The organism is Deinococcus radiodurans R1 = ATCC 13939 = DSM 20539 (assembly GCF_000008565.1).
Classification (GTDB): Bacteria; Deinococcota; Deinococci; order Deinococcales; family Deinococcaceae; genus Deinococcus; species Deinococcus radiodurans.
In genome coordinates this window covers 632,357-652,587 of record NC_001263.1, presented here as the reverse complement: position 1 = coordinate 652,587, position 20,231 = coordinate 632,357, and the positions used below count along the sequence as shown (strand labels likewise).

The 20,231-nt window shown below is 69.8% G+C and carries 21 protein-coding genes; 8 read left to right on the top strand and 13 right to left on the bottom strand.

What is annotated here, in order from left to right; genetic code table 11:
- Nucleotides 1–200 precede the first annotated feature (200 nt).
- The 4 genes from DR_RS03315 (at nt 201) to pfkA (ending at nt 2,895) form a co-directional block, all read left to right on the top strand.
- Nucleotides 201–629 carry a hypothetical protein gene (locus tag DR_RS03315; protein WP_010887283.1) on the top strand — a complete coding sequence of 143 codons (429 nt, stop codon included), beginning with the start codon at nt 201–203 and terminating at the stop codon, nt 627–629.
- A gap of 94 nt (nt 630–723) precedes the next feature.
- Complete coding sequence (locus tag DR_RS03310) at nt 724–945, top strand: hypothetical protein (protein WP_027479506.1); 222 nt, start codon at nt 724–726, stop codon at nt 943–945.
- The gene (gene rsmI / locus DR_RS03305) at nt 935–1,894 is read left to right on the top strand and encodes a 16S rRNA (cytidine(1402)-2'-O)-methyltransferase (protein ID WP_010887281.1); all 960 of its coding nucleotides are present in this window, start codon (nt 935–937) and stop codon (nt 1,892–1,894) included. The genes DR_RS03310 and rsmI overlap by 11 nt, the downstream gene beginning before the upstream one ends.
- The gene (gene pfkA, locus DR_RS03300) at nt 1,891–2,895 is read left to right on the top strand and encodes a 6-phosphofructokinase (RefSeq protein WP_010887280.1); all 1,005 of its coding nucleotides are present in this window, start codon (nt 1,891–1,893) and stop codon (nt 2,893–2,895) included. Before rsmI ends, pfkA begins: the two co-directional genes overlap by 4 nt.
- Nucleotides 2,896–2,951: 56 nt before the next feature.
- On the opposite strand, the gene DR_RS03295 is transcribed toward pfkA, so the two are convergent.
- Together DR_RS03295 and DR_RS03290 are read right to left on the bottom strand one after the other, a co-directional pair.
- On the bottom strand, nt 2,952–3,248 hold the full coding sequence (locus DR_RS03295) for an AzlD domain-containing protein (RefSeq protein ID WP_010887279.1): 297 nt from the start codon (nt 3,246–3,248) through the stop codon (nt 2,952–2,954).
- A complete protein-coding gene (locus DR_RS03290; protein WP_010887278.1) occupies nt 3,245–3,952 on the bottom strand; it encodes an AzlC family ABC transporter permease in 708 nt (235 codons plus the stop codon). Before DR_RS03290 ends, DR_RS03295 begins: the two co-directional genes overlap by 4 nt.
- Nucleotides 3,953–4,061: 109 nt before the next feature.
- On the opposite strand from DR_RS03290, the gene DR_RS03285 reads away from it, so the two are divergent.
- Nucleotides 4,062–5,051 carry an endonuclease/exonuclease/phosphatase family protein gene (locus DR_RS03285; RefSeq protein ID WP_010887277.1) on the top strand — a complete coding sequence of 330 codons (990 nt, stop codon included), beginning with the start codon at nt 4,062–4,064 and terminating at the stop codon, nt 5,049–5,051.
- Nucleotides 5,052–5,111: 60 nt separating this feature from the next.
- Here DR_RS03285 and ftsZ read toward each other — a convergent pair whose 3' ends face one another.
- From ftsZ to DR_RS03230, 11 genes are all read right to left on the bottom strand, one after another.
- A complete protein-coding gene (gene ftsZ, locus DR_RS03280) occupies nt 5,112–6,227 on the bottom strand; it encodes a cell division protein FtsZ (RefSeq protein WP_010887276.1) in 1,116 nt (371 codons plus the stop codon).
- An 84-nt stretch (nt 6,228–6,311) separates the two neighbouring features.
- Entirely contained in the window at nt 6,312–7,865 is a 1,554-nt protein-coding gene (gene ftsA / locus DR_RS03275; protein WP_010887275.1) for a cell division protein FtsA, read from the bottom strand.
- Complete coding sequence (locus DR_RS03270) at nt 7,862–8,725, bottom strand: cell division protein FtsQ/DivIB (protein ID WP_010887274.1); 864 nt, start codon at nt 8,723–8,725, stop codon at nt 7,862–7,864. The genes ftsA and DR_RS03270 overlap by 4 nt, the downstream gene beginning before the upstream one ends.
- 121 nt (nt 8,726–8,846) lie before the next feature.
- Nucleotides 8,847–9,719 (bottom strand): UDP-N-acetylmuramate dehydrogenase, encoded by an 873-nt coding sequence (locus tag DR_RS03265; RefSeq protein ID WP_010887273.1) that lies wholly within the window; start codon nt 9,717–9,719, stop codon nt 8,847–8,849.
- Nucleotides 9,716–11,149: a UDP-N-acetylmuramate--L-alanine ligase gene (gene murC / locus DR_RS03260; protein WP_027479507.1), complete on the bottom strand. Its 1,434-nt coding sequence runs from the start codon at nt 11,147–11,149 to the stop codon at nt 9,716–9,718. The genes DR_RS03265 and murC overlap by 4 nt, the downstream gene beginning before the upstream one ends.
- A complete protein-coding gene (gene murG / locus DR_RS03255) occupies nt 11,142–12,338 on the bottom strand; it encodes an undecaprenyldiphospho-muramoylpentapeptide beta-N-acetylglucosaminyltransferase (RefSeq protein ID WP_034349463.1) in 1,197 nt (398 codons plus the stop codon). Before murG ends, murC begins: the two co-directional genes overlap by 8 nt.
- 109 nt (nt 12,339–12,447) lie before the next feature.
- Nucleotides 12,448–13,212 carry an AIM24 family protein gene (locus DR_RS03250; protein ID WP_010887270.1) on the bottom strand — a complete coding sequence of 255 codons (765 nt, stop codon included), beginning with the start codon at nt 13,210–13,212 and terminating at the stop codon, nt 12,448–12,450.
- Nucleotides 13,213–13,254: 42 nt separating this feature from the next.
- On the bottom strand, nt 13,255–13,758 hold the full coding sequence (locus DR_RS03245) for an NADPH-dependent FMN reductase (RefSeq protein ID WP_051618765.1): 504 nt from the start codon (nt 13,756–13,758) through the stop codon (nt 13,255–13,257).
- Nucleotides 13,755–13,958, bottom strand: coding sequence for a hypothetical protein (locus tag DR_RS03240; RefSeq protein ID WP_027479508.1), 204 nt, complete (start codon nt 13,956–13,958; stop codon nt 13,755–13,757). The genes DR_RS03245 and DR_RS03240 overlap by 4 nt, the downstream gene beginning before the upstream one ends.
- A 9-nt stretch (nt 13,959–13,967) precedes the next feature.
- Nucleotides 13,968–15,134: a pyridoxal phosphate-dependent aminotransferase gene (locus tag DR_RS03235; protein ID WP_010887268.1), complete on the bottom strand. Its 1,167-nt coding sequence runs from the start codon at nt 15,132–15,134 to the stop codon at nt 13,968–13,970.
- Between the two features lie 55 nt (nt 15,135–15,189).
- Nucleotides 15,190–15,684, bottom strand: coding sequence for a hypothetical protein (locus DR_RS03230; protein ID WP_010887267.1), 495 nt, complete (start codon nt 15,682–15,684; stop codon nt 15,190–15,192).
- 146 nt (nt 15,685–15,830) lie between these two features.
- Between DR_RS03230 and DR_RS03225 the strand changes: the two genes are divergently transcribed.
- Genes DR_RS03225 through DR_RS03215 form a run of 3 tightly spaced genes read left to right on the top strand, consistent with a single transcriptional unit; the run spans nt 15,831 to nt 20,231 of the window.
- Nucleotides 15,831–16,793, top strand: coding sequence for an AAA family ATPase (locus tag DR_RS03225; protein WP_010887266.1), 963 nt, complete (start codon nt 15,831–15,833; stop codon nt 16,791–16,793).
- 25 nt (nt 16,794–16,818) lie between these two features.
- The gene (locus DR_RS03220; RefSeq protein ID WP_034349466.1) at nt 16,819–19,767 is read left to right on the top strand and encodes a transglutaminaseTgpA domain-containing protein; all 2,949 of its coding nucleotides are present in this window, start codon (nt 16,819–16,821) and stop codon (nt 19,765–19,767) included.
- A gap of 23 nt (nt 19,768–19,790) precedes the next feature.
- A complete protein-coding gene (locus DR_RS03215) occupies nt 19,791–20,231 on the top strand; it encodes a 23S rRNA (pseudouridine(1915)-N(3))-methyltransferase RlmH (protein WP_010887264.1) in 441 nt (146 codons plus the stop codon).

Below are 20,231 nucleotides of genomic sequence, written 5' to 3'. Positions count from 1 at the left end.
CCGCACGCTGGGCCGCTAGAGCAGTTCTCCGAATTACGCGTGCGTCGGAACAGCACCGCCACCCGCTCCATTCTCTGCTTCGCAGCTTTGCAAGTCCGTCCTGCTCTGTGTTTTGTTCTCGCTCCGCTCGCCAAAAAGCTGTGCCATCTTTTTGTCAAATGCTCTAAACTGACCTCAATGCTTTTGCGAGGTCACCCCCTGTGAACTACGCCGCCACGTTGGCCGTGCTGGTGGTGCTGGCGTTCTGTTTTCCCATCACGGTGCGGCTGGGCGCGGCGCTGGGGATTCCCGAGGCGCTGGGCGCGGCGGTGCTGGGGGCGGTGCTGGTGTTCGGCATCACGGCGTATCTGGTGCGCTGGCAGGTAGCGCGGCACTCGCTGCGGCTCTCGCGGCTGGAAGAGGCCCGCGCCCAGGTCGCCGCCGACCCCGACGACTCGCGCTCCTACTTCTTAGAGGGGGAGCACCTCGGGCAGATGCTGCTCGCGCTGGGGCGTCGCCGTGAGGCCGCCGAGGTGATTGACCGTTACTCACGCCTGGGAGGCGCCCGCGAGTCGGAAATCGTGGCGCTGCGCGAGGCGCTCAGCCAGGCCGAGCGGCGTCAGCGCCGGGCACAAAGGGAGCAAGCGTGAGCCGCCTCCGTGTCGCCCCGGCCCGGAAGCGCCACAATAGCAGCACCATGACCGACCTTTCCCCCCTGCGCCGACTTCCCCTGTGGAGCGCCGCGTGAGAGCTTATCCGGGCATCGTGGAAAACGGCGTGGTCGTGGTGATTGGCGCCCGACTGCCCGAAGGCACCGCCGTCACCGTGACCGTCGGCGAAACCGAACTGCTGCGCGCCCGCATCAGCAACGTGATTCGCCGCGCCCCCAAAGTCAGAATTCGCCTCAAGCCGCAAAGCCCGCGCCTGGCGCTGGAAAAGTGTCCCCCGGAGCCGGATGAGGACTGAAGAAGTGCCGCTGGAGGCTGCCGACGCTGAGGCCGAGTTCGACTGGGACACCGCTGGCACGCTGGAGAGTACGGATGGCAGCCGCGTCTGGTTGGTCCCCACCCCCGTCGGCAACCTCGGCGACCTGACGCTGCGGGCGCTGGAGGTGCTGCGCGGGGCCGACGCGGTGGCGTGCGAGGACACCCGCCGCACCGGGGCGCTGCTCTCGCACCTCGATATTCGCCGCCCGCTGGTACGTCTGGACGCCCACACCATGCACCGCGCCGCGCAGGTGCTGGAAAAGTATCCCCGGCTCGCCTACGTATCCGACGCGGGCACGCCCGGCATCAGCGACCCCGGCGCCGAACTGGTGCAGGCTGCCGTGGCTCAGGACATTCCGGTGGAGGTGCTGCCCGGCGCGACGGCCTTCGTGCCCGCGCTGGTGCTCTCGGGGCTGCCCACCGCTCGCTTTACCTTCGAAGGCTTTTTGCCCCGCAGTGGACGTGAGCGCAAGGAACGGCTCGCGGCCCTCGCGGCGCGGGCGGAGACGACCATCCTGTACGAGAGCCCGCACCGCCTGCACGCCACGCTGCTCGACCTCGCGGCGAGTTGCGGCGAGGGGCGCCCGGCGAGCGTGACCCGCGAACTCTCCAAGCGCTTCGAGGAAACGCGGCGCGGCCCGCTGAGCGAGCTGGCGCCCCATTTTGCCGAGGGTGTACGCGGCGAAATCGTAGTGGTGGTGGGAGGCCGCAGTGACGAGGAAGCCCAAGCGGGAGCGCCCGATTTCTCCGCTCTGGCCGCGCAGCTCGCCGCCGAGGGCCTGAGCGTGCGTGACCTGCGTGCCCGGCTGATGGCGGCGGGAATGCGCAAGAACGAGGCTTACGCCCTGGCGCTGCAAGCGGGCGGGCCGGTCGCCTCCCCGACCCCCCTACCAGACGCAGCTACCATGTCAGGCGAGGACCCCTCATGACCCAACCTGACATGGCCTACCCCAACCCCGCCGGCATCAAGCGCGTGGCCGTCCTGACGAGCGGCGGCGACGCGCCCGGCATGAACGCCGCCATTCGCGCCGTGGTCCGCACGGGTGCCCAGCAGGGCATCGAAGTCGTCGGCGTGCGCCGGGGCTTTTCCGGCCTGCACCGGGGCGAAGTGCAGCTTCTGGGCCCGCGCGACGTGGCGAACACCATTCAGCGCGGCGGCACCATTCTGCTCACCGCCCGCAGCCACACCTGGCGCTCGCCGGAAGGCCGGGCCAAAGGGGCGGCGGTGCTGCGCGAGTGGGGCGTGGACGGCTTGGTGGTCATCGGCGGCGACGGCTCCTTTCACGGCGGGTACTTTTTGCAAGAGGAACACGGCATCCCGGTCATCGGCGTGCCGGGCACCATCGACAACGACCTGTACGGCACTGACCACACCATCGGGTACTTCACGGCAGTGGAAACGGCGCTCGAAGCGGTGGACAAGCTACGCGACACGGGCGCGAGCCACGAGCGCATCTTCGTCATCGAGGTGATGGGCCGCCACGCCGGGCACATCGCGCTCGACGTGGCGGTGGCGGGCGGCGCCGAGGAAGTCTTTATTCCCGAAGACAAAAAACCCATCGGCGACGTGGTGAACATCGTCAAGGACAGCATTGCCAAGGGCAAGCGGGGCAGCATCATCATCGTGGCCGAGGGCTATGACGGCGGCGCCGAGGCGGTCGCGCAGGCCATTCACGCCGGCACCGGCCTGGAAACCCGCGTCAGCATCCTGGGGCACATCCAGCGTGGCGGCACCCCGGTCAGCTCGGACCGCATCCTGGCGAGCCGACTGGGCGAAGCCGCCGTCTACGCCCTGATGGACGGCAAAAAGGGCGTGATGGTGGGGCGCATCGGCGGGGGCATCGCCTACACGCCGCTGCACGAAACCTGGGAAAAGCGCAAGGACGTGAGCCGCGACCTTTACCGCTGCGCCAAGATGTTGAGCATTTAATTCCACGAGCAGGACATGGGCTGCGCCTCCCGAGTTGGAAGCGCAGCTTTGCAGTGCTACAACCCCGCCACCCGCGCCAGCCAGTACGCCGCGAAGCCCGCGATGATGCCGGCGCCGAGGTTCTTCGTGCGCCAGATGAGCAGGCCCGCGACCAGGGCGGCGGGCAGGCGCCAGGTCCATTCCGGGCTGCCGAGCACGTCCGGCACGACCAGCGCGGCGAAGACGCTGACCGGCACAAACTTCAGGAAATTGAGCCAGAAGGGCGGCAGCCGTACGCCGCCGAGCGACAGCCCAAGGAAACGCATGGGATAGGTGACCGCCCACATCAGCAAGAGCACGGCGAGAACGCTCATGCCCGCACTCCCGCCCGCTGTTCCCGCCGCGTGAGCAGGGCCGCCCCCAGCAGCGCCCCGCCGACCCCGGCGAGCAGGATGACCAGCCCGCCCGGCAGCACCCGCGAGAGCGCCCACCCGCCCAGGCCAGCGGCCAGCGCCACCAGCAGGCTGAGGCGGTCCACGACCAGCGGCACCAGCAGCCCGAGGAAAGCGAGCGGAAAGACCACGCCCACCCCGAGCTGCTCGGGCGGGGGCAGCACCGACCCGGCAAGGGCGCCGAGCAGGGTGCTGACATTCCACGACAGGTACAGGCTGAGTTCGGCGCCGAGCAGAAAGGCGAAGGTCAGGCCGCCGGGCAACCGGGCGCCGCTGACCACCGCCACGCCATACGCCTCATCGGTCAGAAACTGCGCGGCAACCACGCGCTGGGGCAGGGTCAGCCGCAGCTCCCGCGCCAGGCTCAGGCCGTAGAGCAGATGCCGGGCGTTGAGCAAAAAGGTGGTCAGGACGATGCTCAGCCCGCCCGCGTGGGCGCCGAACAGCCCCGCCGCCGCGAACTGCGAGGCCCCGGCGAAGGTGGTCAGGCTCATCAGGCAGGTGTCCCCCACGCTCAGACCCGCCGCCCGGGCCGTCACGGCGTAGGCCAGCGCAAAGGGCACCGTGCCCAGCCACAGCGGCACCAGCGCCCGGAAGCCCTGCCAGAAGGAAGTGGAGAAGTTCATCTGCTCCTCAAGGTAGAGGCTGGCGAGGGGAGAGAGCGAGAGAGGTCTGACGAAGTGAGTCCACCTTTGGACGGACGCCCGGAGCCGCGCCGCTCTCTATCCTGGCGACATGTCTTCCGCGCCGCGCTGGCGTTCCCTGCTCTGGCCGCTGGGCTTGACGCTGCTGACCCTCAGCTGGGGCGCCCTGGTCCGCGCCCGCTCGGAGACCTGGTGGTGGGTGTCCGTCCTCGACCTGCTGCCGCCGCAGGTGTGGGCGCCGCTGCCGCTGTGGTGGGCGGTGCAGGCCGCCCGGCGCCATAAGAACTGGGAGCTGAACCTGTCGCTGCTCGCGCTCGCTGCGTTGCTGGGGCAGGCGGGCTGGACCTGGCACCCGGTGCAGACCAGCGACGCCCGCCCACTGACAATCCTCAGCCTGAACGCCGATTTCGCTTCGGCGCCCGCCGCGCAGGTGGCCGCGCTCGCCCGGCGGGAAGGCGCCGACCTGCTGCTGATTCAGGAAGGCCTGACCCGGCAACGCGACACGGTGACCTACGCGGCGGCGCTGCGCCGGGCGCTCCCCGGCTGGCACTTCGCGCAGCACGACGAGTTGCTGTCGTTTTCGCGTTTGCCCCTACTGGAAGCGGGGCCGGTCACGTTTCCCCACTCGCCGCATGCCCTGCTGTGGATGCGGGTGAGGTGGGACGGGCAAGTCCTGAACATCTACAACGTCCACCTCACCACCAACGGCCTGCTGCCGAGCCGCAGCGATACCCGGCTGGGGCGCACGCTGCCGCAGCGGGTCAGCCGACGCCTGCAAGTGAAGCGGGATTTCCTTTCCCTGGTGGCCGGACAACTGCGGCGCCCCGGCCCGGCGCTGTTCGTCGGTGACTTCAATGCGCCCCCACGCGGCGAACTCGCGGCCCGCTTGCGAGTATTGGGCTTGCAAGACGCTTTTGCTGTAGCTGGGTCAGGCTTCGGCTTTACGCACGCCGCACAGCTCGGTCACTCGCGCATCGACTATGTGTGGGAAAGCGGCCTCCAGGTGGACGAGGCCCGCGCCCTGCCGGACCGCCTGAGCGACCACCGGGCACTGCTGGTGCGCCTGTCTTCCTGGCGATGAAAAAACCGGGACGCTGTGGCCCCGGCTTGCTCAACTGCTGACTTTTTACAGATCTGACTGTTACTGTCCGCCGACGTTGCGCAGGAAAGCGGGGATGTCGTAGTCCTTGGGGTCGTAGCTGCTGCCGCCACCCAGACCGCCCTGCCCGCCGCGCACCGGGCGCACCAGACCGCTGCCGTAGCCGCCCTGGTCGTAGCCGCCGCGTCCGCTGCTGACCACGCCGCCCAGCGGAGCCGCGTAGGTGTTGTCGCCGAAGCCGGTGGCGATGACGGTCACGCGCACTTCGTCGCCCGCCGCCTCGTCGGGGGTAATGCCGAAGAGGATGTCGGGGTCATCGAAGCCGGTGGCCTCGCGAATCTTCTCGACGATCTCGTTGGCATCGGTCATGGACAGGTCGTAGCCGCCGGTCACGTTGACCAGGATGCGGCGCGCGCCCTCAATGCCGCGTTCGAGCAGCGGCGAGTGAATGGCGCTCATGGCAGCTTCCTCGGCCATCTTGTCGCCGCGCCCCGCGCCGATGCCCATCAGGACGGTGCCGGAGTTGGCGAGCAGGTTGCGCACGTCGGCGAAGTCGAGGTTGATCATCCCCTCGACGTTGATCACGTCGCTGATGCCCTTGACGCCGTAGTACAGCACCCGGTCCGCGATCAGGAAGGCTTCGCGGAACGACACCTTCTTGTCCACGGCGGTGAGCAGCTTTTCGTTGTTCACCACGATCATGCCGTCCACCCGGTCGGCGAGCTTGCTCATGCCTTCTTCGGCCACGCGCATGCGCTTGGGGCCTTCGAACTTGAAGGGGCGGGTCACGATAGCAACCGTCAGGATGCCCATTTCGCGGGCAATTTCGGCCACGACGGGCGCCGAGCCGGTGCCGGTGCCGCCGCCCATGCCCGCCGTGATGAAGAGCATGTCGGTATCGTCGAGATATTCCTTGATGCGGTCGCGGTCTTCGACGGCGGCTTCTTCGCCCACCTTGGGGTCTGCGCCCGCGCCGAGGCCGCGCGTCAGGCGGTCGCCGAGCTGAATGCGCACTTCGGCGTGGCTCTTGGCGAGCACCTGCGCGTCGGTGTTGCCGGCGATGAACTCGACGCCCTCGAGTCCCGATTCGATCATGCGGTTGACGGCGTTGTTGCCCGCCCCGCCCAAGCCGATGACGCGAATTCTGGCTGCTTGCATGGTGTTCTCCTTAGTCTTTTGGTCTTCGCCCGCCCGCCCTGTGGGGTCGCCTGCGGGGGTGGTCTCAGTAGGGTAAAAAACGGCTCAGAACCAGTCGCGGAACAGGGACCTGACCCGGTCCATCAAACTGACTTTGGGGCCACTCGGGGGCCGTTGCGGCTGACCGTCCACCAGCACCTGGGCGTGCGGGTCCACGCCGACCACCTGGCCGCCGATGACCGGCCCGCTCATGCTGGGGACGCCTGCGCTGTGGCTGCCCGTGTTCGGCATGGGCGGATACGGCTGGCCCTGGGATTGGCCCCCCGACACCACGTAGCCGGGCCCCGGGTACGAGCCGGGGGTGCCCTGCGGCGCGACGTGGGTTCCGCCGGTCGGCGCGGTGAGGTAGCCCGGCGCCGGGTAGCCGCCCTGCGGGTAGCCCTGGTCGTGGCGGCCCGCGTACTCGGTATAACCGGCAGGGTCGCCGCCGTCGTCGAGACCGCTCGGCACCCGCCCGTCCTGGGTGATGCCGTAGAGCACCATGCCCACGCTACAGGCGTGCGCCGGGTCGCCCACGATGTCGCTCAGGCCGTGAATGCCGCGGGGNCGCCCGAGGCGGGTGGGGAGCCGGAAACGCTCGCGGGCGAGGTCCACCGCGCCGGGAAGCTGGGCGCCGCCGCCGGTCAGCACCACCGACTGCGCGACGAGTTCGACCGGGCCGAGCGCCTGATCAATTTCGTCTCGAATCAGGCCGTAGATCTCGCTTACGCGCGGGCGGATGACCCGCGAGAGTTCGTAGGCGCTGATGGCGTGGGTGGCACCCGACGCCGTGGTGATTTCGAGCGTCAGTTCCTGATCGGCGAGTTCGGGAATGGCCGCGCCGTAGTGCCGCTTGACCTTCTCGGCTTCCTCCATGGGAATCTTGAGGATCTGCGCGAGGTCGGCGGTCACGTGGTCGCCGCCGATGGGAATGCTCGCCGAGTGAGCGAGGTTGCCGCGCTTGAACACCCCGATGTCGGTGGTGCCGCCGCCCATGTCCACGACCACGGTGGTCTGGTTCTGCTCGCTGTGGTCGAGGGTCGCGAGCCCCGAGGCGAGCGAGTGCAGCACGAAGCCCTCGATCTGGAGCCCCGCTTCCTGCACGCAGCGGCGCAGGTTGAGCAGCGGCCCCGCCGAGCCCGCCACGATATGCACGTCCACTTCGAGGCGCACGCCGTGCATTCCGACCGGGTTTTTGATGCCTTCCTGACCGTCCACCACGTATTCCTGCGGAATGGTGTGCAGGATTTCGAGGCTGGGGTCGAGCGGCACGGCGCGGGCGTTCTCGATGGCGCGCTCCACGTCGGGTGGGCTGATTTCCTGCTGGCGGCGAATGGCGGCGAGGCCGTGGCTGGTCATGGCCTTGGTGTGGTTGCCGCCCACGCTGACAAAGACGTTCCACGCCCGCACGCCGCTGACGCGCTCGGCGGCGTGAAGTGACTGTTTGATCGCCTGGGTGGCCCGTTCCAGATTGATCACGCTGCCGCGCTTCATGCCCTCGCTGGGCACGCTGCCTTCACCGATGATGTCGATGGTCCCGTCGGGCGCGACCTCGCCGATCACGGTGGTGATCTTGGTGGTGCCGATGTCCAGGCCCACGATGATGCTGTTTTCTCTCATTCCTGGACGCTCACCCCCCAGGGGTAGATATGGATTTGCTTATTTGGGTACATGCCGATACTCCCAGCATACTTGACGAAGGTTTCCAGGTCGCCGCCCCACGCCGTCCCAGAGGCAGTCTGTGCACTCAGGCCCGACGGGGTATACGTCACCGATTGCACAGTGTAGCGCGACAGGGCGCGGGTCAGCCGCAGGGCCTCGGACAGTCGTTCAGGACCCCAGCCGCTGATGACCGGCAGCATAGCTAGATTCCCCGCAGTCACTCCGGGACGGATCGGCAACGCGGTGCCGTCCTCGGCGAGCAGCAGCTCCGGCTGCCCGGTGCGGCGCCAGCGAGCGAGCGGCTGACGTTCGTTCACCTGAATGCGGACCGTGTCGGGAAACTGCCGGGTGACCTCTGCCGAAGCGATCCAGGGCGAGGTGAGCAGCCCCTTGGCCTTCCAGCGCCCGTAGTACAGCCAGCCGAACGGCGACTCGCCTGCTGGCAATCCTGCGAGGCGCCGCACCTCGTCCGCCGCGAGGTGGGTATTGCCGCTCACCACCACCTGCCGCACCGGCACCTGCGCCCAGCTGAGGTACAGCAGCCCGGCGAGGACTGCTGCACCCAGCACCCACCACCCCGGTTTGTGGGCGCGGCGGGGCCGAGCGGGCGAACGCCGGGGCCGGGGCGCCGGAGTGGGGGCAGGCGTCGGCGCGCCCTCCGCTCGCAGCTCAGGCTGCAGTGGGGGGGGCCGCTGGGGCTCACACTCCGCCGGTTGCGGTTGCGGCGCGGAAAAGTCGTTGAGGTCGAAGTCCAGGCGCGGGGGGCGCGGAGTCCGGGGGTCGGCGGGCGGCGGGGCGGGGCGCGGGTCGTCTTTCACGGGCGGCCCCTCATCGGTCGGTTCACGCCGTCATTGTGCCGCAGGGAACAGCGAAAAGGGAGGGCACCTGTCCGGGCGCCTCCCTTTGGCCGTGTCTTTGCCTGGGATCTTTGCTGGGGCATTACCCGCCCAACTGCTCAGGCCACAGCTCGTATTCGAGTTCGAGCGGCACGCCCACCCGCTCACGGATGAGGGCCAGCAGCGCGTGCACGTCCGCCGCCGTCGCCCCGCCGAGGTTCACGATGAAGTTGCCGTGCTCGGGCGCGATGCGGGCGTTGCCGACCTGGGTACCCTTGAGTCCCGCCTCGTCGATCAGTTTGCCCGCGCTCACGCCGCCGGGGTTCTTGAAGGCGCAGCCGGGCGTCTTGTTCTTGGGCTGGCCTTTGCGGGCCTGGTCGGCGTGCTCCATCTTCGCCAGCACGGCTTCCGGGGTGGAGGGCCGCAGCTTGAGGCGCACCCGCGACACGACGTGGCCGCGCGGAATGCCGCTCTGGCGGTAACCCCACTTCAGGTCATCGGGCGTGACCTGCCGCACGCCGTCCGGCGTCACGATTTCGATGGTGTGCAGGCCGTCGAACATCTCGCCGAAGCGGGTGCCCGCGTTCATCCACACCGAGCCGCCCACCTGACCGGGAATGCCCACCGTGCCTTCGAGCCCGCTCCAGCCGAGCTTTTGCAAGGCGCGAATCAGGCCGGGGAGGGGCACGCCGCCGCCCACCCAGCCGGTCACGATGAGGTCAGGCGTGGACAGTTCGGGGTCGGGCGTCAGGTCGCGCTCGGCGAGCGGGCCGCTGAGGCGCAGGACGCGCTCGGGCACGCCCGAATCGGAGACGACGAGGTTGCTGCCGCCGCCGAGGATGCGGTAAGGCGCGCTCATGGCCTCGGCGAGCTGCTCGTGGGTTTCGACGAACCACATCTCGGACTCGCCGCCCACGCCCAGCGTCGTGTAACGGGCGAGGGGAACGCGCTCCACCCGCGCCCCACTGCGGCTCACGCGCTGCCCCCCACCACTTCTTCGGCGATGCGGTACACGTCGCCCGCGCCCATCGTGACGATGATGTCGCCGGGCTGCGCCGACTCGCGCAGGTCGCGCACGACGGCGGCACGGTCGGGGCAGTAATGCACATTCGGGTGACCGCCCTGCGTCATGCGGTCGGTGATGAGGGTGGCGTGCACGCCTTCAATCGGGGTTTCGGAAGCGGCGGCGATGTCGAGCACCAGCACCTCATCGGCGTCCATCAGCGCGTCGGCAAGGCGCGGCCAGCTCTGCTGCGTGCGGAGGTAGCGGTGGGGCTGAAAGACCACGCGGACCCGGCGCCCGGTCTGCCGCGCCGCCTGCACTGCCGAGGCGACTTTGGTGGCGTTGTGAGCGTAGTCGTCCACCACCAGAGCGCCGCCGCGCTCGCCCTTGATTTCCCAGCGGCGGCCCGGCCCATGAAAGTCGGCCAGGGCGCGGGCGGCGCGGTCAAAGTCGCCACCGTAGAGGTGCGTGACTGCGAGCGCCGCCAGCCCGTTGAGCACGTTGTGGGTGCCGGGCAGACTGACGCGGGCCTCGCCCAGCCGCTCGCCCCGGAACTCCACATCGAAGGTCGTCCCGCTTTCGTCGGGGCGCACGTTCACGGCGCGGTAATCGGCGCCCGCGCTCTGCCCGTAGGTGAGCTGCTCCCGCGCGCCGCTGCACAGCGTGTCCAGGCCCGGCCAGTCGGCACAGAACAACACCCGGCCCGACTGCGCCACGAAGCGGGCGAAGCCAGCATGCTGCTCCTCCACCGTGGACCAGTAGGTCGCCAGTTCGCCGCCCACGTGGTCGTCCTCGGCGTTGGTGAACACGGCCGTTTCGCAGCCGAGCAGCGCAAAGCCCCGGTCGGACTCGTCCACCTCGGCGACGAAAGGGCCAGTGCCGGTGCGGGCGTTGCCGCCGAACTCGGGCACGTTGCCGCCGACGAACGCCGAGGGATCGAGCCCCGCGCCGTACATCGCCACCGCGATCATGCTGGTGGTGGTCGTCTTGCCGTGGGTGCCGATCACGCCCACGCTCGGGCCCGCCGCGAGCAGTTCGCCGAGCAGAGCCATGCGCGGGCGCACTTCCACGCCCGCCGCCCGCGCCGCCGCGAGTTCGGGGTGCGACTTGGGCACGGCTTCGGACGCCACCAGCACGTCAATTTTGCCAAACGGCTCCTCGGTGACATGGGCGGCGGCGTGGCCTGCCGCAACGGGAATGCCCTGCGCCTCCAGGCCCGCCGTCTGGGCGCCGAGGTTCTGGTCGCAGCCGCTGACCCGGTGACCCCGCGTCGCGAGCAGCCGGGCAAAGGCGCTCATGCCGATGCCGCCGATGCCGAGCAAGTGGTAGTGCAGCGAAGGCTGAGCAGAGGGTTGAGCAGGCGAGGAGGGGGCCGGTGTGGGAAGGGGGGCAGAGTCAGTCATGGGCAGTTGGGGCATGGGCAGTCGGGGAAGGCGCGCGGCGAAGCTGGACTTCGATCAGGTCGGCGAAGCGGGCGGCGGCGCCGGGACGGGCGCGTTTCTGGGCAGCGTCACGCATGGCCGCGCGCTTGCCCGGTGCGGCACACTCTAACACCACCTTTTCCAGGGTCTCGGGCAAGACCTTCTGCTCCACGACCCGGCCCGCCCCGGCCTGCTCCACGGCGACGGCGTTGTGGTACTGGTGGTTCTCGGCGGATTCGGGCAGCGGCACCATGACGAGCGGCACGCCGTGAAAGGCGGCCTCGGCGAGCGTGCCGGTGCCGGCGCGGGTGATGCCGAGGTCGGCGACTGACCACGCCGCCACCGCGTCCACGTAGCCGGTAACGTGGTACCAGGGCAGGTTTTCGACTTTGGGCTGCACCTCTGCCAGCCAGCGGGGGCCGGTGGCGTGCAGCACCTGCACCTCACGGCTGCGCGCGTTTTCGATAAGGTGCGGGCCGCGCAGGTCGAGGTCGATAGGCGGCACGCTGTCGCCCTTGCCGCGCAGTTTGCCGACCTTGCCAAAGAGCCGCCAGAGAATACCCGGCACCTGCTGGTTGAGGTAGAGCGACCCCTGCGAGCCGCCCATCACCATGATCGTGATCGGCCCGTCGCGCAGGCCGAGTGCGGCCAGGGCTTCGGCGCGGGGCATCCGTTCCTCGCGCACCGGCATCCCGACCAGGGTGGCCTTGCGCGGGTCGAGGCCGATCACCTTGTCGTAGGCGGTGCCCACAGCGCGGGCGCGGCGCACGGCGAGGCGCTGCGTGAGGCCGAGCCGGGCATTTTGCTCGTGCAGGATGGTGGGAATCCCGAGGCTCTGCGCCGCGAGGACGCCGGGCAAGCTGGCGAAGCCGCCGTAACCGACGACCGCCGCCGGGTTCAGGCCCGCCAGGGTGCGCCGCGCCTGCGCGAGGCCCTGCCCTGCCTTCAAGAGTTGCCGGGGGTCGGGGCGGCCCTGACCGCTGCGGGCGAGCTTGCCCGCGTCCACACCGTAAAACGTCAGGCCCTCACGCTCGGCGATGCCTTCTTCCATGCCGCCCTTTTGCCCCATCAGCGCGACTTCGTACCCACGCCCCCGGAGTTCTTTCGCGGTGGCGACGGCGGGGTAAATGTGACCACCCGTCCCCCCTGTTGCCATAACCACCAGACTCATCGTCTGGGAGTGTAGCAGCGTGAGTCCGGGCGGCGGTCCTGCGTGGGCTGGAGACGGCAAAAGGAAAAGAGGCCGGAGCGGTTGCCCTGGCCTCCCCCCTTCTTGCTACTCAGTCGAAAAGGTCGCCCATCGTCCGTCCGAGGCCGCCTCCGCTCTCGCCACCGAGCATCCCGGCGCCAAATTCCTCGTAGGGCTGCACGACCACGAAGCCGTCGCCCTGAAAGACCATCTGGTAGCTTTCGCCGCCGCCGCGCCCGAAGATGGAGCGCAGGCTGGTGTCCATCACGAGTTGCGGCTGCAAGTTGCCGCTCCAGGCGATGGTGGCGTTGGGGTCAGTGTAAATCGGCTCGTGCGGGGTCACACGCAGGGTCAGCGGTTTGCCGTGGCTGAGGACGGCGACCATGCCGTGCCCCTGCACCCGCACGCTGAACAGCCCGCCCGCCGCCATGCCCGCCACCCGGCGCTGCATGGTGATGTCGTACTGCACGCTGTCTTCGAAGGCGAGCAGGTCGTTGCCGTTGACGTTCAGGCTCTCGCCCGCGAGCCGCAGAATCTGGATTTCCTTGCCCTGGTCGGCCAGGTACGCCACGCCCCGGCCCTCGATTTTGGCGAGCGGCGACATTTCCTGGCTCACCGCCCGCTTGAAGGCCTTCATCAGCCCGCCTTCGAGCGTGCCCTCGCGCTTGAACGAGAGCTGGCCCTTGTACGCCACCATCGCGCCGAGCTTGCTCCAGATGCGGCCATTGACCCTGACCTCCAGCATCTTGCTCGATTCCAGCTCAAAGACCTCGCCGGGGTTGTCGCGCTCGGCAGTCTGGGCCAGGAAATCGCGCAGGGAGTAGGTGCCTTCGTTGCCCAGCTGCATGTTGGTCATCTCGGGACGGAATACGCCCGGCAGCGGGCAAAAGTTCCCCGCTCAGGGCAAGAGCGCCGCCAGCAGCTCACGGGCTTCAGCCTGCTGCGCCGGGGTTCGCAGGGCCGACTGCGCCGCCGCGACGTTGCCGGGGAGGTCGAGCAGGTGCGGCCCCTGCACCCGCGCGCCCATCGTCCGCAGCACCTCGGCGAGCTGCGCAGGCGCGTGTTGCGGACGAGCCGAGGCACAGAGCAGCAGCGTCGGCTTGCCGTCGAACTCGGCGCTGCCCACCACCCAGTCGAGGGCATTCTTGAACGCGCCGGGGATGCCGTGGGCGTACTCGGGGGAACTGATGACGACTGCATCGGCCCCGCGCAGCGCCGCTCGCCAGGCTGTTACCGCCGCGTTTTCCCTCTCCTCAGCGTCGGGGTTGAAGAGCGGGAGGTCGCGTAGGCCATCAAAAAAACAGACCTCCACCCCTGCCGGAGCCGCCTCTGCCAGCGCCCGCAGCAGCGCGGTATTCACTGAGTCGGCGCGCAGGCTGCCGGACAGGGCGAGCAGCTTCATTCGCGCCGTCCAGGGTCGGTGCGGGTCCACCAGCGGAGGGCAAAATTGATGGCGAAGATGGTCAGCGCCAGCCCGAAATCCACGTGCAGCCACTCAGTCTTGGTGGCCTCGCCCAGCCAGTTCAGCACCAGCACGAGGGCCAGCAGCAGCCCCAGCACCGGCAGGGAACGCCACGCATACCGCTGAAATCGTGGACTCATCCCTTAAGTTTAGCGCCGCACGACCCCTTCCAGCCGCCGCAGCACTTCCTCGATGTTGTCCATGCTGGTCGCGTAGCTCAGGCGCACCTGTCCCGGCGCGGCGAAATCGGTGCCGGGCACGACGGCGACCTGCGCCTCATCCAGAATGATGCGGGCGGCTTCGAGTTCGTCGGTGTGAATGGCGCGGGTGTCGGCCATCACGTAAAAGGCCCCTTGCGGCGTGGGCGTGGGCAACCCCAGCGCGTTGAGGCCCGCCACGATGCGGTCGCGCCGTTCGCGGTAGGCGGTGCGGGCCCTGTCGATGAAGCGCATGGTTTCCTCGTGCTGTTCCAGCGCGGCGAGGGCGGCGTACTGGCTGACGCTGCTGGCGTTGCTGGTGCTTTGCGATTGCAGCGCGTTCATGGCGGCAATCACCTCGCGCGGCCCGCCCGCGTAGCCGATGCGCCAGCCGGTCATGGCATACGCTTTGCTCGCGCCATTGATGGTCAGGGTGTGCTCCGGCGCGTAGGTGCCGATGCTGACCTGCTCGGCGTCGTAGACGAGGTGCTCGTAGATTTCGTCGGTGACGATCATCAAGCCGTGCTGCGTGGCGAGGTCGGCCACCGCCCGCAAGGTTTCCGGCGGAAACACCGCGCCCGTCGGGTTGCCGGGGCTGTTGAGAATCACCATGCGGGTGCGCGGCGTGATGGCGGCGGCGAGGGCGTCCGGGTCGAGTTGAAAGCCCTGCTGCGGCGTAGTGGGTACGGTTACCGGCACCGCGCCGGTCAGCGCGACCATTTCGGGGTAGCTGACCCAGTGGGGCGCGGGAATCAGCACCTCGTCGCCGGGGTTCAGCAACGCGAAAAAGGCGTTGAACAGCGCCTGTTTACCGCCGCTCGTTACCGTCACGGCGTTCGGCGCGTAGTCCAGGCCGTTTTCGCGCCGAAACTTGGCGCTGATGGCCTCGCGCAGTTCGGGAATGCCGCTGACCGGGGTGTATTTGGTCTTGCCTTCCTCGATGGCGGCGATGCCGGCGGCCTTGACATGTGGCGGCGTGTCGAAATCCGGCTCGCCCACGCTCATGGAAATCACGTCCAGGCCCTGACGCTGGAGTTCCAGGGCGCGGGACGTGACCGCCACTGTCGCAGACGGCTTGAGGCTCTGGGCGCGGGCGGAGAGGCGGAAAGGAGAGGTCATGGGGGCAGGCTAGCGGGGTGGGGCAGCCTGTCTGAACGTCAACCCTAGAACACGCTCAGCGGAGGGACACGGCGCCTTGTGGCAGCCCCAACGGATTGAACGGCGCAAGCTCGCGCGGGCGCACCATGAACTGCCCAGTCCACACGGGCATCAACTGGAGTTTGAGCGGCGCGGCGGTCTGGGCCTGGGTCGCCGTCGCTGCCGGGCGCGGGCCCGACGCGGGAAGCGCGCGCGGCGTTACGCCGGGGCGACTGCTCGCCCCTGGGCGCACCCCTGGCGTAAGGGGAACAGACGCGGGTGAGACCGGCGCGGCCTGGGCAGGGAGGGGCCGGACGGGTGCTGCCGCAGCGGGACGCACGGGCGCGGGCTGAGCCGGGGCGGCCTGCGCGGGCGGCGTCCACATGGGCGTGCTGGCGGCGGGCGTGGCCGGGGCCCCCTGCATCTGGGGCGGCTGCACGAACAGTGGGCGGTCGCCGGACTGGGCGCAGGCGGCAGAGAGGGAACCGGCAAACAGGCAGGCCACGAGGCCCGGCAACGCACGAGGGGACATGCCAGCAGCTTACCCGCAGCGGCTGATGGAGGGATGACAGCTCCTGCCAGCGGCCCAGCGCGCGGCCCTGTTTCCCCGGTCTTCCTGGCCCATTTTTTCGGCACTACGTCCCAGTTCTGTCAGAGCGGCGCCCGTAGGCTGAGGGCATGGCGACCGCTCCCACGACGTTTTCTGTTTCCTCGCCAAACGGCAGCGCGGCCAGTCAGGTGATGCACCGGGCACTGGAGCAACTCGACCAGGTGATTCTTGGCAAGCCCACCCAACTGCGCCTCGCGGTGGCCTGCCTGCTGGCGCGGGGGCACCTGCTCATCGAGGACCAGCCCGGCGTGGGCAAGACGACGCTGGCGCAGGCGCTCGCCCGCACGCTGGGGCTGGGGTTCAGGCGGGTGCAGTTCACGTCCGACCTGCTGCCCGCCGACCTGCTGGGCGTGAGCATCTGGGACGCCGCGAGCAGCACCTTTCGCTATCAGCCGGGGCCGATTTTTTCCGAGCTGCTGCTCGCCGACGAAATCAACCGCGCGACCCCGCGCACCCAGGGCGCCCTGCTCGAAGCGATGGAGGAGCGGCAGGTGTCCGAAGGCGGCGTGACGAGGCCGCTGCCCGACCCCTTTTTCGTGATTGCGACCCAGAACCCGGCGGCGTTCGTGGGCACCTCGCCGCTGCCGGAAGCGCAACTCGACCGCTTTTTGATGACCGTCACCCTCGGTTATCCCGACGCCCGCGCCGAGCGCACACTGCTGGAAACGGGCGGGCGCGGCCAGAGCGTGCGCGAGCTACCCGCCGTGCTGGACGCGCCGTTGCTGCTGCGGGCACAGGCCGAGGTGGACGCCGTGCACGCCGCCCCCGCGCTGCTCGACTACCTGCAACTGCTCGCCCGCGCGACCCGTGAGCAGCCGGCCATCGCCAGCGGCCTGAGCCCGCGCGCGCTGCTGGCGCTGCTCGCGGCGGCGCGGGCCTGGGCGTACCTCGCCGGGCGCGACATGGTGCTGCCCGAGGACGTGCAGGCGGTCTTTCCCGCGCTCGCCTCGCACCGACTGGTCCTGCGCGACCCGGCGGCGCGGCCCGGCGACGTGATTCGGCGCCTGCTGGACGAGACGCCCATTCCGTGAGGCGAGCGCTGTGTCCTTAAAGCTCATGTCTCTAAATCTCACGTCCTCAAAGCTCCCGCTGTGGCCGACCCGCTTCGGCTGGGCGTTTCTGGGGCTGGTGCTGCTCACCCTCATCGGCTGCATCAACTACGCGCTGAGCCTGGGCTACGGCCTGACCTTCCTGCTGAGCGGCGTGTGGATCGTCACGGCGGCGCAGGCGCGGCGGGCAGCGCGCACCCTCAGCCTGAGCGTGCAGGCGCCCGTGGAGGCGGTGGCCGGGCACGAGATGGCGTTTTCCGCGCAGGTGCGGCAAGCGGGCGCGGCGAGTCCAGTCACGCTGCGGGCCTGGGCCGAGCAGAACGGGCGCCGGGTGCCGCTGACCGCCTCTCTTTCCCTCGGGGCCGGCGACACGCAGACCGCCGCGCTGAAGGTGCCGGACCCGGTGCGCGGCCCCCTGCGGCTGAGTGACGTGAGGCTCGTCGCACACGACGCTTTCGGGCTGTGGCAGGCCGCCGTGCCCGTGCAAGTCGAGGCCGAAGTCGCTGTCACCCCCGCGCCGGAAGCCGACGCCCCCGCGCCTCCCACGCTGGCGGCCAGCGGCCCCGGCGAGAACGGGCGGCGCACCGCTGGGCAGGAGGATTTCGCCGGGTTGCGGCCCTACGTGGCGGGCGACGCGCCCCGGCTGATTTCCTGGCGACACGCGGCGCGCAGCGGTCAACTCGTGACCCGCGAATTCGACGCGCCGCTGGGGCAGGCCTGGGACCTGAACTGGACGGCGACTCAAGGCAAAGTTGAAGCGCGGCTCTCGCGGCTGGCCGCCTGGGTGACGGCGGCGCGGGCGGCGGGTGTGCCCTTCCGGCTGACGCTGCCGGGACAAGCCTTGCCCGTTGGCAGTGGGGACGCGCACGCGGTCCGGGCACTGCGGGCGCTGGCCCTGCATCCTCCCTTTCCGGAGGTGCCCGAGCAGCCGGCATCCAGCGAGTTCCTGACGCTGCCCGCGTGGCTGGGCGGACCCAAAACCAGCGAACCGCACCCCACGCCGCTGCCCGCCGCGCCGCTGCAATTCTCGCTGCTCGCGCTCGGCGTGGCGCTGCTGCCGGGGCTGCTGCGCTGGCCGCTGTGGACGAGTGCGCTGGTGCTGTGGCTGCTGACCTACCGGGGCCTGCAAGCCGAGCCGGGGCGCAAGCTGCGGCCTTTGCCCCCCGTGCTGCTGCTGGCGTTGGTGGTCGTGGCGGCCCTCGGGCTCAACGCCACCTACGGCACGCTGCTCGGCCAGGACGGGGGCACGGCGCTGCTGGCCGCGCTGCTCGCGCTCAAAGCCGCCGAAACGCGCACGGTGCGCGACGCCCGGCTGCTCACCCTGCTGGGCCTGTTCGTGACCAGCACCCACTTTTTTCACGACCAGGGACCGCTGACCGCGCTGCATAGCCTCCTCGCCAGTGTGCTGCTCCTCGCGGCGGCGGCGCGCTGGGCCGGCGACCCGGCAGCGGAAGCCGCGCCCGGCCCGGTCCTGCCGCGCCCGCTGCTGGGATTGAGTGCCCGGCTGCTGCTGCTCTCGTTGCCGCTGGCGGCGCTGCTGTTCATCTTTTTCCCGCGCCCTGATGGCCCGCTGTGGCAGTTGCCGATCAATCAGGGGGCCAAAACCGGGCTGGCCGACCAGATCAGCCCCGGGGAATACAGCAACCTCGCGCAGAGCGACGCGGTGGCCTTCCGCGCCGACTTCGACGGGCCGCTGCCCCCACCCGACGAGCGTTACTGGCGCGGGCCGGTCTACGAACACTTCACCGGTCAGGGCTGGCAGCAGGTCCGGGGCCGCTTCGCCGCGCCGTCCGCCGAGCCGCGTCCGGGGGCGCCGGTCTGGCACTATTCCATCACCCTAGAACCGAACGGCAAACCGTGGCTGCTGGCGCTCGACGTGCCCACCACGCTGCCCCAGAGTGCCCTGCTGACCAGCGCCTTTCAGGCCGCCACCCTGCGCCCAGCCTCGCTGCGAACGCGCTACGAGTGGCACAGCCAGCCGGCGCTGCTGGGAAGAATAGAAAGCCAGGACCGGCTCAACCTAGACCTGACGCTGCCGGACACGCCGGACGCCGCCAACCCACAGGCGCGCGCCCTCGCCGCGTCGTGGCGCACGCTGGCGCCCGAGCAGCGGGTGCAGGCCGGGCTGGACGTGTTCCGCAAGGGGGACTTCGCGTATACCCTCAACCCGCCCAAGCTGCCCGCTGATAACCGCATCGACGCCTTCCTGTTCGGCAGCAAACGCGGCTTTTGCGAGCATTATTCGAGCGCCTTCGCCTTCCTGATGCGGGCGGCGGGCGTCCCGGCCCGGATTGTCGGCGGCTATCAGGGCGGCGAGGTCAACCCCGACGGCGGCTACCTCATCGTGCGGCAGCAAAACGCCCACGCCTGGGCCGAGGTGTGGCTGGCAGGTCAGGGCTGGGTACGGGTGGACCCCACCGCCGCCGTCGCCCCGGCGCGGGTGCAGGCCGACCTGGGCACCGCCCTGACGCAGCCCCGCGCCACCGCGCCGCGTGAGCGGACCGCCCTCGAACGCGCCACACTGCGGCTCGACGCCCTGCAAAATCAGTGGAACACCTGGGTGGTGAGCTACGACGGCGAGCAGCAGCGGTCCCTGCTGACGCGGCTGGGCATCTCCGGCCCCGGTTCGCCGGTCTACCTGCTGGCTCTGTTCGGCGTAGCGGCGCTCACGCTGCTGCCCGCGCTCGCGTTCGTGCGGCGGCGGGCGCGGCCCAGCGACCCGGCGCTGCTCGCCCTGCACGACCTGGGCGCCCGGCTGCGGCTGCCGCGCGGCCCCGGCGAGACACCCACCGCCTACGCCGAACGCGCCGCCGGGCTCTCCCCCGCGCAGGCCCCGCTGCTGCGCGACATCGCCCGGACCTTCAACGCGCTGCGTTACGGCCCGCAGCCGTCGCCCGAGCACCTGCGGCAGCTTCGGTCTCTGGTCAAGCAGGTCCGGCGGGTGGAACGAAACTGACCTTCACCCTCTACCCTGCCCCCATGCGCCTGCACCTGATTACTGTCGGAGAACCCAAGCTCGCCTACGCCCGCAGCGGCTGGGACGAGTACGAAAAGCGGCTGCGGCGCTACCACAAGGTGCAGGTCAGCCGGGTCAGCGGCAAGACGCAGCAGGCCGAGAGCGAGGCGATTCTGAAGGCCGCCGGCAAAAGCCCGCTGATTTTGCTTGACCCGCGCGGCAAGCAGTTCAGCAGTGAAAAACTCAGTGAATATCTGGACGCCGAAGCGCTCGGCGGGCACGGCGAACTCGCCTTCGCCATCGGCGGGCCGGACGGCCACACCGACGCGCTGCGGGGGCAGGCTAAGTTGCTATGGAGCCTCGGCGAGCTGACCTTGCCGCACGACCTCGCCATGCTGGTGCTGGTGGAGGCCCTGTACCGCGCCGCCACCATCTCGGCAGGCGAGCCCTACCACCGGGGCTAA